This window comes from Pseudomonas sp. SJZ080 (assembly GCF_007828295.1).
Classification (GTDB): domain Bacteria; phylum Pseudomonadota; class Gammaproteobacteria; order Pseudomonadales; family Pseudomonadaceae; genus Aquipseudomonas; species Aquipseudomonas migulae_A.
In genome coordinates, this window is sequence record NZ_VIUK01000019.1 from 88,741 (window position 1) to 100,830 (window position 12,090).

General features: G+C 59.4%; 14 protein-coding genes. 7 read left to right on the top strand and 7 right to left on the bottom strand.

Annotated elements, in window-relative coordinates:
• Positions 1-60: 60 nt before the first annotated feature.
• Positions 61-333: a hypothetical protein gene (locus tag FBY04_RS22490; protein WP_084323733.1), complete on the bottom strand. Its 273-nt coding sequence runs from the start codon at positions 331-333 to the stop codon at positions 61-63.
• A 444-nt stretch (positions 334-777) separates the two neighbouring features.
• Between FBY04_RS22490 and FBY04_RS22495 the strand changes: the two genes are divergently transcribed.
• Positions 778-2,136, top strand: coding sequence for an MATE family efflux transporter (locus tag FBY04_RS22495; RefSeq protein ID WP_145316983.1), 1,359 nt, complete (start codon positions 778-780; stop codon positions 2,134-2,136).
• Between the two features lie 548 nt (positions 2,137-2,684).
• The gene (locus FBY04_RS22500; RefSeq protein WP_084323212.1) at positions 2,685-3,332 is read left to right on the top strand and encodes a hypothetical protein; all 648 of its coding nucleotides are present in this window, start codon (positions 2,685-2,687) and stop codon (positions 3,330-3,332) included.
• A 170-nt stretch (positions 3,333-3,502) separates the two neighbouring features.
• On the opposite strand, the gene phnE is transcribed toward FBY04_RS22500, so the two are convergent.
• The 4 genes from phnE to FBY04_RS22520 are packed head-to-tail and all read right to left on the bottom strand — an operon-like array spanning position 3,503 to position 6,733.
• The gene (gene phnE / locus FBY04_RS22505; RefSeq protein ID WP_084323211.1) at positions 3,503-4,270 is read right to left on the bottom strand and encodes a phosphonate ABC transporter, permease protein PhnE; all 768 of its coding nucleotides are present in this window, start codon (positions 4,268-4,270) and stop codon (positions 3,503-3,505) included.
• A complete protein-coding gene (locus tag FBY04_RS22510; RefSeq protein ID WP_145316985.1) occupies positions 4,267-5,094 on the bottom strand; it encodes an ABC transporter permease in 828 nt (275 codons plus the stop codon). The genes phnE and FBY04_RS22510 overlap by 4 nt, the downstream gene beginning before the upstream one ends.
• Positions 5,088-5,885, bottom strand: coding sequence for a phosphonate ABC transporter ATP-binding protein (locus FBY04_RS22515; protein ID WP_084323209.1), 798 nt, complete (start codon positions 5,883-5,885; stop codon positions 5,088-5,090). Before FBY04_RS22515 ends, FBY04_RS22510 begins: the two co-directional genes overlap by 7 nt.
• Positions 5,882-6,733 (bottom strand): putative selenate ABC transporter substrate-binding protein, encoded by an 852-nt coding sequence (locus tag FBY04_RS22520; protein WP_145316987.1) that lies wholly within the window; start codon positions 6,731-6,733, stop codon positions 5,882-5,884. The genes FBY04_RS22515 and FBY04_RS22520 overlap by 4 nt, the downstream gene beginning before the upstream one ends.
• A 279-nt stretch (positions 6,734-7,012) precedes the next feature.
• Between FBY04_RS22520 and FBY04_RS22525 the strand changes: the two genes are divergently transcribed.
• From FBY04_RS22525 to FBY04_RS22540, 4 genes are all read left to right on the top strand, one after another.
• Positions 7,013-7,465, top strand: coding sequence for an Ohr family peroxiredoxin (locus FBY04_RS22525; RefSeq protein ID WP_145316989.1), 453 nt, complete (start codon positions 7,013-7,015; stop codon positions 7,463-7,465).
• Positions 7,466-7,535: 70 nt separating this feature from the next.
• Positions 7,536-7,988, top strand: a complete 453-nt coding sequence (locus FBY04_RS22530) for an Ohr family peroxiredoxin (RefSeq protein WP_084323206.1) — start codon at positions 7,536-7,538, stop codon at positions 7,986-7,988.
• Positions 7,989-8,205: 217 nt separating this feature from the next.
• On the top strand, positions 8,206-8,775 hold the full coding sequence (locus tag FBY04_RS22535; RefSeq protein WP_084323205.1) for a YceI family protein: 570 nt from the start codon (positions 8,206-8,208) through the stop codon (positions 8,773-8,775).
• A 258-nt stretch (positions 8,776-9,033) separates the two neighbouring features.
• Positions 9,034-9,726 carry a GNAT family N-acetyltransferase gene (locus tag FBY04_RS22540; RefSeq protein ID WP_084323204.1) on the top strand — a complete coding sequence of 231 codons (693 nt, stop codon included), beginning with the start codon at positions 9,034-9,036 and terminating at the stop codon, positions 9,724-9,726.
• 155 nt (positions 9,727-9,881) lie between these two features.
• Here FBY04_RS22540 and FBY04_RS22545 read toward each other — a convergent pair whose 3' ends face one another.
• On the bottom strand, positions 9,882-10,322 hold the full coding sequence (locus FBY04_RS22545; protein WP_145316992.1) for a hotdog fold domain-containing protein: 441 nt from the start codon (positions 10,320-10,322) through the stop codon (positions 9,882-9,884).
• Between the two features lie 164 nt (positions 10,323-10,486).
• Here FBY04_RS22545 and FBY04_RS22550 point away from each other — a divergent pair, with 164 nt between their 5' ends.
• Positions 10,487-11,104, top strand: coding sequence for a TetR/AcrR family transcriptional regulator (locus FBY04_RS22550; protein ID WP_084323202.1), 618 nt, complete (start codon positions 10,487-10,489; stop codon positions 11,102-11,104).
• A 293-nt stretch (positions 11,105-11,397) separates the two neighbouring features.
• Here FBY04_RS22550 and FBY04_RS22555 read toward each other — a convergent pair whose 3' ends face one another.
• A complete protein-coding gene (locus FBY04_RS22555; RefSeq protein WP_084323201.1) occupies positions 11,398-12,051 on the bottom strand; it encodes a TetR/AcrR family transcriptional regulator in 654 nt (217 codons plus the stop codon).
• Positions 12,052-12,090 lie beyond the last annotated feature (39 nt).

A 12,090-nucleotide genomic window follows, 5' to 3' on the forward strand; every position in this document is an offset into this window, starting at 1 on the left:
GGAAACGCTGGTGGTCAGATTCAGCGATAAAAAACGGGCGCTAGTAGCGCCCGTTTTCATTCACTCCTTAACCTGCGCCCGCAATCGCCGACCGATCACATCCATCAAGTCACAACCATCGCGCAACGGAATGGCCAACAGCTGAGAAAAGTCCTTCAGCACAACCGTGTCGCAACCGAGTTCGGCACGAAAGGCGATGTTTTCCAGCACCTGCGTAACCGTGCGGATTCGGTAGTCAGCCGCAGCTTGCAGAACGTCGAGTGGCGCTTGCGTATCGATGAGCAGGGAGGCCGGGATCAGGTCGATTCCGGTGAGGGGCACGTATCTTTCCATAGGTGAGATCTCGTTCAGTTAGATGAGAACCGCCAACAGATCGTCGCCAAACGAATAGGGTGGCAGTTGCGCGCAGGTTGGCGAACCGGGAACGAGTAACCGGCAGACCCGAAGGTCTCCCGCGCGCAACCGCCATAGTACAGCGGTTTTGCAGTTGCGACGACGCCTGCAAATGAGCAGGCGGCCCTCGCATTCGTATCTCGGGTCGCCAAACCCGTATCGCCATTTTGAGCGACGGGCCGACTTTAGACTTCCTCGGAACGGTAGGGAAGGTGACGCATTCCGAGGTTTATGTAGGAATTTTTATGCCGTCCTAGGACCAATAATCAGCGTTGCTCGAATGGATCGAAAACAGCGCCAAAACATTCATTCAACTTTGTTCATCCCCGCTAACGCTATCCTCTAGAATCCCAACCCTCGCAGTCGAGACGGACCTCCACCCCAATGCAAACCCCCACCACCCAACACCCCCTCTGGAAAACCTACCTCCTTTTCCTCGCCCCCATGGTTCTCTCCAATTTCCTGCAATCCATGTCGGGCACCGTCAACAGTATCTACATCGGCCAAATGCTCGGCACCCAAGCCCTGGCGGCCGTCTCCGGCATGTTCCCTATCGTGTTCTTCTTCATCGCCCTGGTCATTGGCCTCGGCGCGGGGGCGGGGGTGCTCATCGGCCAAGCCTGGGGCGCGCGGGAGCCGCATCTGGTGAAAACCATCGCTGCCACCACCTTGCTGTTGGGCGCAATCATCGGTCTGACAGCGGCGGTGTTGGGCAGCGTTTTCGCGAGGTCCGCCTTGCAGGGGTTGGGAACCCCGGCCGACGTACTCGACGACGCGGTGTCCTATGCGCACGTGATGATGTGGATCATGCCGTCGCTGTTGGTCTACGTGCTCTTCACTCAATTGCTGCGCGGGGTGAGCGATACGATGTCGCCGCTGATTGCGTTGGTGGTGTCGACCTGCATCGGTTTGGCGCTGACGCCGGCGTTGATTCGCGGTTGGTTCGGGTTGCCGATGTTGGGGATTCAGAGTGCGGCGTATGCGGGGTTGGTGGGTAACCTGGCGGCGATGGGGTGGCTGGCGTGGCGGTTGATCAGTAAGGGGCATCCGTTGGCGCCGGATCGGGAGATGTTTGCGGCGATGCGGCTGGATCGGGTGATTCTCGGCAAGGTGTTGCGCATTGGCTTGCCGACCGGGTTGCAGATGGTGGTGTTGTCGGTGTCGGAGCTGGTGATTCTGGCGCTGGTGAATCAGCACGGTTCGCAGGCGACGGCGGCGTATGGGGCGGTGACGCAGATCGTCAATTACGTGCAGTTTCCGGCGTTGTCGATTGCGATCACGGCGTCGATTCTTGGGGCGCAGGCGATTGGGGCGGCGCGGGTCGAGCGGATCGGGCCGATTCTGCGCACGGGCCTTTTGATTAACGTGTGCCTGACCGGTGGCTTGGTGCTGTTGGGTTACCTGTTGTCGCACTGGTTGTTGGGGTTGTTTCTGACGGACGATTCGACGCGGGCGAAGGCCGAGCACCTGTTGCACATCATGCTGTGGAGTCTGCTGCTGTTTGGCTTCCAGGCAATCATCGGCGGGATCATGCGCGCCAGCGGCACGGTGTTGGTGCCGATGGCGATTTCGATTGTGTGCGTGGTGGGCGTGCAGTTGCCGGTGGCGTATGTGCTGGACGGGCAGTTCGGGTTGCAGGGGGTGTGGATGGCGTTTCCGGTGGCGTATCTGGGGATGCTGGTGTTGCAGACGCTGTATTACAAACTTGTGTGGAAGCATCAGAAGATTGAGCGGTTGGTGTAGATTGGATCCCGGTGTTTCAATCATGAAACATAATAAGTCTGACTTAATTAGTTCTGGGTACGATCGGATCCCTGTTGCGCTTTTCGTTAGTAAGATAACAACTAATGGATCCAATGGAAGCATCTCAAGCCTCATCTAATTTACCGGGCCAGTTAGTGCGGGGCTTTCGGGGAAGTTGGAGGTTCTCCATCGAGAAGAGTTGCATCATCTGAACTAACCGTCTGTCGGTAGTCTGCTCAAAAAATGAACATTTGAGCGTATCTGCCCTCAGATACTCCAGCACGTCACCATGACCTGCTCCTGCTATCGCAGAAAAGAAGTGGAAACCGAACCTCATATGCAGTGATTGCAAATGAGGCTTTTTTTACCCGAAATTCAGGAGCCAACACCTGACCGGTTGCTTGTTTGCCAGGCAAATCAATCGGTTCAGCCGTGCCAGGTCTATGATTTGGCTTTTCTTGTATCAGTCGGGCCGCACTGGGTTTTTAACTTGATTAATACCCCGTCAAACTAAGGTCTGTACTGTAGAAACAGTTGGAGATACTACCGTGACAATAAATACAATCATGAGTCTGATCGAAAATAAAGAATGCATGGAGTTCGTTCGGTTGGGTGTTGTTTATGCACACTTGGTCGCTTGTTGTGTTGCCATTGGTCTGGTATTGACCAGTGATATTGCCATGGTCAAGAATTTGTTGAAGGGTAAAGTATTGTCGGAGCACGATAATGCTCATCTGGAAAGTCTTCAGACATCTGTCGTTGTTGCATTGATTGCTTTGTGGTTCACCGGCATTGCCATTGTGGGTATCGATTACCTGGAAAAAGGAGTCGAATACTTCAAGAATCCAAAGCTTCAGGCCAAAGTGATCATTGTCATGTTGTTGACTTACAACGGTTATTTGCTGCATCGCCTGGTATTGCCGGCCATGCAAAAGGCGGGTTCGCTGCTCAAGCTCGGGTTTAGCGCCCGGATGCTGGCGCTGTTTTGCGGTTCGCTGTCGGCAGTGTCCTGGATGTATGCAGCCCTGCTGGGCGTCGGACGCCCGTTGGCCTGGAAGTATTCACTGTCCGAATTGTTGATGGCGTATCCGCTGTTGATTGCACTGGGTTTCCTGACGATGCTGGCATTGACTCAACGAGTGAAACAGCAGCACTACGCTGTGGTGCCGCAACGGACTGTTGCGGGGGCTTGCTAGGTTTAACCTTGGCTGAACTTCCCGGGTAGCGCCGGTTTTAAAAAGAGGGCCACCTGTCACAGGGTGGCTCTTTTTATTTGCGTCAAAAGTCGCGGCAGTCTTCGGGTTGCTTTCGCGATCGGGCGGACTTGCTGTTACCCACCTTCGGACGAGTGACAACGTCAACACACTCACGCCTTGACCCAGCGTTGCCGACTCCAGCTGCTCAAGGTATCGACGGCGAACACCAGTATCAGCATCGCCAGAATCACCGTGCTGGCCTGCGCTTCCTGAAACAGGCTGAGGCTGACATAGAGCATTTGCCCCAGGCCACCGGCGCCGACGAAGCCGAGCACGCTGGCCATGCGGATGTTGTTTTCCCAGCGGTACAGGATGTAGGCCAGCAGCTGTGGCAACAGGTTGGGCAGGGTGCCGTAACAGAAGGCCCACACGGCGTTGCCGCCCTGCAAGCGGATGGCGTCGGCAGGTTCGGGCGGGGTGTTTTCCAGCGCTTCGGCGAACAGTCGGCCGAGCACGCCGGTGGTGTGCAGCGCCAATGCCAGGGTGCCGGCGTTGGGGCCGAGACCGGCGGCGAGCACCATCAGCGCGGCCCACACCAGTTCCGGCACCGCGCGCAACGCGTTGAGCACCAGCCGCGAGGCGCTCTGCAACGGCCAGCCGAAACGCCCGGCCGCGGGCAATGCCAGGAGCAAACCAAACACCGCCGCGATCAGGGTGCCGAGGGCAGACATGGCGATGGTTTCGAGGGCGCCGTGGGCGATGGCTTGCAGATGTGTCGGGCTCAGGTCCGGGCTGAGAAAGCGCTGCGCATAAGCGCCCATCTGGTTCAGGTTGCCGGTGCTGCCGAGTTCGCCGAGGTCGATGCCGAGGTAGATGAACGAGGCGATGACAGCAGCGCCGATGCCGAGCAGCAGGGCCAGGTTGAACAGGCGATTCATGTCAGCCTCCAGCGCAGCAGACGGCTGAGTTGATCGGCGAGCAGCACCAGCACCAGGAAGGTCAGCAGCAGACTGGCCACTTCGCCGCCGGCGAACATGCGCAACGACAGGTCCATCTGCTGACCCAGCCCGCCGGCGCCGACAAAGCCCATCACCACCGAGGCGCGGATCGCGCATTCCCAGCGATACACCGTGTACGACAGCAGCTCGGCCGAGACATTGGGCAGGATCCCGTAGCAAAAGGCCGCGAGCCGACCACTGCCGGATTGCAGCAGCGTATGGGCTGGGCGTTGATCGACCGATTCGAAAATTTCCGCGTAGACCTTGCCCAGCATGCCGCTGTAGGTAATGGCAATCGCCAGCACCCCGGCGGTCGGGCCAAGGCCGACGGCGCGCACGAACAGCAGGGCCCAGACGATTTCCGGCACGCTGCGCAGGAATATCAGCAGCCCGCGCACCGGCCAGCGCAGCAGTTGCCCCCAATAGCTTGGGCGACCCGCTCGCGAAGCCGCAGACAACGACAATGCGCGACTGGCCAACAGGCTGGCGGGAATCGCCAACAGCAACGCCAGGGCCATGCCAGCCGTGGCGATGGCCAGGGTTTGCAGGGTGGCTTGCAGCAACAGTTCGATGAACGTCTCGTCATGGGCCGGGGGCCAGAAGGCGGACACGAACCGGCCCATTTCACTCTGGCTGTCACTCGCGATCAGCACACTCAGGTCCAGTTCGCTGTAGTGGATGCCCGGCCACAGCAGGGCGATGGCCAGCAGGGTGAGCAGCAGGCGCGGCAGAACGGCGGGATCGCGGGAGCCGGACGTCAGCATCGAGGAATCTGCACGCTCAAGTGGGCGGGGGGCGGCGGCGAACGTTCCAACTGTTCGTTGGCGTAGAGCGTGTCGAGCAGTTCGCGGTCGACAGCACTGGCCGGCAGGTCAAACAGAATCTGCCCGTCACGCAGGCCGATGATTCGCGAAAAATGCGCCAGGGCCAGCTCCACTGCGTGCAGGCTGGCGACCAGCGTCACGTTGTGCTCCCGGGCATGGCTGCATAGCACCGACAGCGTGTGCTTGGCCAACACCGGGTCCATGGCCGAGACCGGCTCATCGGCCAGCAGCACCTCGGGCGCTTGATACAACACCCGGGCAATGCCCACGCGCTGCAACTGTCCGCCGGACAACTGCTGGCATTGCGTAAACAGTTTGTCGCTGAGGTCCAGCCTGGCCAGGGCCGCGCGCGCGCCCGGAATGTCCAGTGGGTACAGCAAATTCAGCAGGCTCTTGCCCAATCCCCACTGACCCAGCTTGCCGGCCAGAACCGCCGTGACCACTCGCTGGCGCGGTGGCAACGGCGGCGATTGATGGATCAAACCGATGCGTGCACGCAGGCGCTGACGCTGACCGGCCGACAGTTGCCAGGCGCGTTCGCCGAGCACTTGCAGCTCACCGTCGCCCGGTCGCAGGGCGGTGGCCAGCAGGTTGAGCAGGCTCGACTTGCCCGCGCCGGACGGGCCGATAATGGCGACCTGTTCGCGGGCGCCGATGTGCAGGTCCACGCCACGCAGCGCCTGAACGCCGTTGGCGTGGGTAAGGCTGATCTGGGTCAGATGCAACGTCATTTGAGCAGTTCGGCGGCGCGTGCGGCTTCCTCGATGCCCTTGTAGTTGTCCGGGCTGGTTTCGATGAATCGGCTGGCGGCCTGCAAATCCAGAATCTCCTTGTCCTTCGGGTTCGCCGGGTCAAGCGCCAGGAACGCGGCTTTTATCTTGGCCGCCAGCGCGGGGTCGAGGGTCCCGCGCACCGTCCAGTTGTAGTCGAAGTAGGCGGGGGTGGTCGCAAACACTTTGACTTTGCTGGTGTCGACCTTGCCGGCCGCGACCAGTTTTTCCCACACGCTGGCGTTCAGCACCCCGGCGTCCACTTTACCGGCCTGGACCCACGCGACCGTGGCGTCATGAGCACCGGAGTAGCCGACGCGGCTGAAGTAGGTTTCCGGTTTGATGCCGTCCTTGAGCATGAAGTAACGCGGCATGAGACTGCCCGATGTGGAAGACACCGAGCCGAAGGCAAAGGTCTTGCCCTTGAGGTCGGCGAGGGATTTGACGGCGGGGTCGGCGGTGATGAACTTGCTGGTGAACTGGGCATCCTGTTCGCGTTGTACCAACGGGATCGCGTTGCCGGTTTTCAGGCGTGCCTGCACGAAGGTGAAGCCGCCCAGCCAGGCCAGGTCTATCCGGTCGGTGGCCAGCGCCTCGACCACCGCCGGGTAATCGCTGACGGGCACGAACTCGACCTTCATGCCCAATTGCTGTTCCAGATAGGCACCCAGCGGCTTGAATTTACGCAGCAGTTCGGTGGGGGCTTCATCGGGAATCGCACTGACTTTCAGGGTGTCGGCGGCCTGCGACAGCAGGGTGCAAAAAGTCAGGGCCAGGCCGGCAGTCACTGCCAGGGTACGCTTGAACATGGACATTCTCCGGTGCATTTAACGGAACACGATCGAGGCGCCAGCCATGGTCAGGCGCTTTGTGAGGTTAGACGAAACGCGACGGGGCTGACTGCTTTTGGCCCCGGTACACGCGTGCCGCGGAATAGGCGGTGGCAGATGAGGTAAATACCGTTCGTCGGTGGGGTGCACGATAACCCATTGACACCGATGCGTCGCTGAGTGAATATTAATTCATCGCATACGACTAAATCGAAAGCGTCAATAAATCAAACCCATTGCACCGTAGAGGATTTACCCATGAGCAAGATCGAAAAAGTCCTGGCCACCGGCAAAACCCACACCACCGCCAGCGCTGCCGGCAACACGTCCCGCGGCCATAACGGCACCCTCGACATCACCCTGTCGACGCCGGGCAACGCCAAACCCGCTCATGTGTTTGAAGCGACTCAGCCACACCCGACCGCCGAGCAACTGTTCGCCGGTGCATGGTCGGCTTGCTACACCGCAGCGGTCGGTCTGGTGGCCAATGACTTGAACGTGGTGCTGCCGGCGGATCTGTCGGTCGACATCGAAGTCGACCTGGGGCAGGGCGGTGCAGAGTACTTCCTGCAAGCTCGACTGACGCTGCGTGTACCGGGCCTGTCGCAGGAGATCGCGACGACGCTGGCGCACACTGCCGACCAGATCTGCCCGTACTCGAAAGCGACCCGCGGCAACATCGATGTAGCCCTGAACGTCATCACTGCTTAAGTCTTTTTTTAGTTCCATAAATGTCGCGTGCGATAAAAGCGCATGCGCAAACAATCTAAGGTAATCCATCATGAGCAAGATCGAAAAAGTACTGGCCACCGGCAAAACCCACACCACCGTCAGCGCCGCCGGCAAGACCTCGCGCGGTCATAGCGGGAGCCTCGACATCGTGCTGTCTTCGCCCGGCAACGCCACACCGGCGCACGTGTTCTCCAACACCCAGCCGCACCCGACCGCCGAGCAATTGTTCGCCGGCGCCTGGTCTGCCTGCTACACCGCCGCTGTCGGACTGGTGGCCAAGGACCTGAACGTGACACTTCCGGCGGATACGGCCGTGGAGATCGAAGTCGACCTGGGCCAGACTGGTCAGGCGTACTTCCTGCAAGCTCGACTGACCCTGCGTGTGCCAGGCCTGTCGAACGAAATTGCAACGAAGCTGGCGCACACGGCCGACCAGATCTGCCCTTACTCGAAAGCCACCCGCGGCAACATCGACGTGGCACTGAACGTCATCACCGAGTGATGCAACAGGACTCGCCGGCGCCACGGGGTTGGCGCCGGGCGAGTTCACGCCATTGCAGAAAACGGTGGTCAAACTGTGCAACGACCTGATCAGATCGGTGGAATCAGACGGACATTGTGGTCGGTGGCATAAACGGTGGATCTTTGCTTTAGTCCACCTGTGGCGCGCTTGCGCGTGCAGCCCTCAATGCAAACGGGAGCCCCGCCCGGAGAGTTCCATGAATCCTCGAGTTTCGCCTTTCGCCGCTTGGGTTGTTGCGCTCACCTTCGGCGTTTTGTCTTGCGCCGATGCCGCCCGGTACACACAGGTCAATACGACCGCCAGTAAAATTTCGTTCACTTATAAACAGTTCAGTTCGCGGGCCTACGGCACGTTCAGCCAATTCGAAGGCACGCTGGATTTCGACACCGCAAACCCTTCAGCGGCCCACGCCGCGCTCACGATCCAGCTCGACAGTATCGATGCTGGGAGCAGTGAAGCTAACGAAGAACTGAAAAAACCAGCCTGGTTCGACATCGCGAACTCGCCCGTGGCGACGTTTGAGTCGACCGGTGTGAAATCATTGGGTAACAACCGCTATTCGATCACCGGCAAACTCACGCTCAGGGGCATTACCCGCGTGGTGGAAGTGCCCGTGCAGTTGAAGGCCGAGAACGCCATCGGCATCTTCGATGGCCAGCTGACGCTCAAGCGCAGCGATTTCAAAATAGGCGAGGGCGAGTGGGCGGGCGAGGTGGTTTCCGACGATATCAACATCCGTTTTCGTATGGTTGCGCCGCAGCAATAGGGTTCACGTCGGGGCTTTTTGTCGCGTGCCCTGGCATGGTTTGAGTGTTGTGGCTTATGGCCTCTTCGCGAGCAAGCCCGCTCCCACACTGGATTTTCTGTGAACACATTTTTTGTGTCCGCCAGCGATCCAGTGTGGGAGCGGGCTTGCTCGCGAAGAGGCCGGAACATTCAACACCGCTGCCAACTGACACCCCCCTGCGGTCCCGCCAGCACGTTATGATACGCACCCCCGCCCGCCCCAGAGTCCAGAGCCTCAATGCCCCAGATCACCCACTTCAAAACCCCGTGCCCGGAGCACCTCTCCAGTCAGATCCTGCAGATGGTGGTCGACAACCTGACCGACATCAGCATGGTCGCGATCCCGCCGAGCAACCTGTTGTACAACGTGTACCAGTACGCGATCGGCTATGAGGTTCACCTCTATCTGGAGGCGCTGAGCGGGGCGAAAGGGATTGCGGTGGAGTTGATCGTCGCCACGGATGTGGACGATCCGGAAACGGTTATCGGTTTCTTGCTGTACCTGCCGGTCAAGGATGATCCCGAGGCGTGCGGCGTGGCGTACATGGCGGTGCAGGCTGGTCATCGGCGTCAGGGCGTGGCGCGCAAGATGCTGCGGGAAATGGTCGGTCGCTACCCGCATGCCGAACTGACCTGCGCGGTTGCCAAGGTGCCGTGGTTCGAGTCGATGGGGTTCCAGGTGGTGGGCGTGCGCGGTACTCAAGTGCTGATGAACACCCGCGATCATCGCTCCGGCGGTTTGATGGGGCTGTTGGATGTGGCGTCGATCTACAGCTCGCTGGAGGTGCGGCAGATTCATACCTATCTGCTGCAAAAGCACGGCAAGCGCGCGATGCTCGATGCCGAGAAACAGCGTGACCGGCATCTGGATCAATTGACGTACAAGGCCAATGAGTTTGTCCGCGAACGGTTGGGCGCGTTGCCACGCTGACCGCACCTTTCCAGACAACTCGATCAACTGTGGGAGCGGGCTTGCTCGCGATGGCGGCATTACATTCAGCATTTATGTTGACTGAATCACCGCCATCGCGAGCAAGCCCGCTCCCACAGTTGTTCTGCATTCACTCAGGCAGTTCGGTCAGCTTTTTAAGAAAGCTTCACGTTCATGGTGATCAGCGCCGTGAACACCTTCTTGCCTTCAACGTCGAGAATGTCCACCGGCACGATCTTGTCGCCTTGCGTGGTCCAGTCGACGCCGCCCCCATCGGCCACTGCCGTGACGTCGGTCTTTGCCTTCGCCAGGTACTCGACCGTCATGCCTTTTGGAATCCAGCGAGCCCCTTCGGGAATCGACACGTCGGTCATCATTCCCGCTGCCAGTTCAGCCGCATTGCACATCGCGATGGCGTGGACGGTGCCCAGGTGGTTGGTGATTTCCTTGGCGAACGGCACCTGCACGGTCGCGAGGCCTTTTCGCAACTCCGTGACCAGCGGGTTGATGGTGCTGAAGTAGGGCGCCACCTGGCAGGCCATTTTGCTGAAGGCTTGCGGGCCCACGCTGTTAAACATGCTGAGGAACTGACTCATTTTGAAGCCTCACTGATGATTGGGTTGGCAGAATATTGTTCCGTTACAGAATAATGTTCTGTGACGGAACAGTATTCTGTCGGCGGGAAATCTGTCAACCTATCGTCGTGTGTCCGATGGCAGTCATCTGCCTTCACCCTTGATTTTTTGGGACTGTTTTGAGCATGGAAACGTCAGATTTACTCGAGCGCTGCTACCCCGGAAGGCGCGCTGAACTCAAGCGCGAAATTTTTCGAAAGGCCCTCACACTGTTCAACGAGCAGGGGATCGAGGCCACAACCATCGAAATGATCCGCGCCGAATGCGACACCAGCGTGGGCGCGATTTATCACCACTTCGGGAACAAGGAAGGTTTGGTGGCCGCGCTGTTTTTCACCGCCCTGGACGATCAGGCCCGGTTGCGCGACAGCTATTTGAGCGAGGCGAAAACGACGCAAGAAGGCGTGTATGCGCTGGTGCACAGTTATGTGGATTGGGTCGACAGCCAACCCGAATGGGCGCGCTTCCAGTACCACGCGCGATTTGCCGTCACCAAAGGGCCTTTCAAGGACGAACTGGCGACCCGCAACAAGGCGCGCAACAAGCAACTGCTGGAATGGCTGTCGGCTACTGCCAGGGGCGATGAGTTGAACGGTGCTCCGACCGAATTGCTGCTGTCGCTGATCATTGGCCAGGCAGACAACTATTGCAGGGCATGGTTATCGGGCCGGGTGAAGGGCAGTCCGAAGGTGTACAGGGACAGGCTTGCACACGCGGCGTGGCGATCGATTTGCGCCGACTGACTGATGCTGTTCACTTAAGAGCGGGTGCCCATATTTGTGGCGAGGGGATTTCTTGCCCGTCTGATGAGCATTACCGTCACATGCCGGGGCTTTTTCCTGGCTGGAATTCGTGCACTGAAAAAAGAGCCTCAAGGCTCTTTGATGGGGAGGAAGTAGAGCCCTCGAGGCTCAAGATGCACGTGAAACAGGCGGTGAGCTTGGTTGGGGTTCAGATCACTCACCACCTACGCAACCGCTGAGTTGAGCAAACAAACGGCTGCGTAGAATCATCGTAGGAAGATGGGGTTTGGCACTCAAGTACCGCTAGTCGCCTCCGTGCGAGCCTTGCCATGCGCGCTTCTTTCAACCATGGCGACGATGGTTTCGAACAGCTCGTCCTGCGCCTGTACGGCGCTGATTTCACCCGTCGCGGCAGCCTGGGACAAAGCTTCCGCCGCACCGAGCATGGCCCGCAAACCCGCTGCCGTGATCTCACCTGCGCCAGCGAAGGGGGCGAGGGCGGATCGGCATTTGTTCAGGAAGATCGCTTCGTACTCGCGCTTGATCTTCTCCAGTTCCGGCGAGCTGGCCAACGCAGCGATCACCCCGGGAATTTCATTGCCCTGCAGCAGCACACAGTCCACGTACGACGAGGCAATCACCCTGGCGGTACCGACCAGCGTCGGTTCGCTGTTCTGCAGTGCCGTGTCCATGACCGCTGTCTGCCGCGCATCAAAGTCCTGGTAGAGCGCCGCCAACAATCCGGGGCGCGTCGTGAAGTGGTCGTACACCACCGGTTTGGTGATCCCGGCCTGTTCGGCGAGCCGCCCCAGCGTCAGCGCGTCGGTGCCTTCTTCCCGAACGAGCTGCCAGGCGACATCCAGCAACTGGCGCAGGCGGTCCTCCCGGGACAGGCGTCGTCGTGGTTGCGGGGTGGAATCTTGCGCGATTGTTTTGCGGGTTGACATGGCTATGTACCAAAAGTAACTTACTGATCGTAACTTACC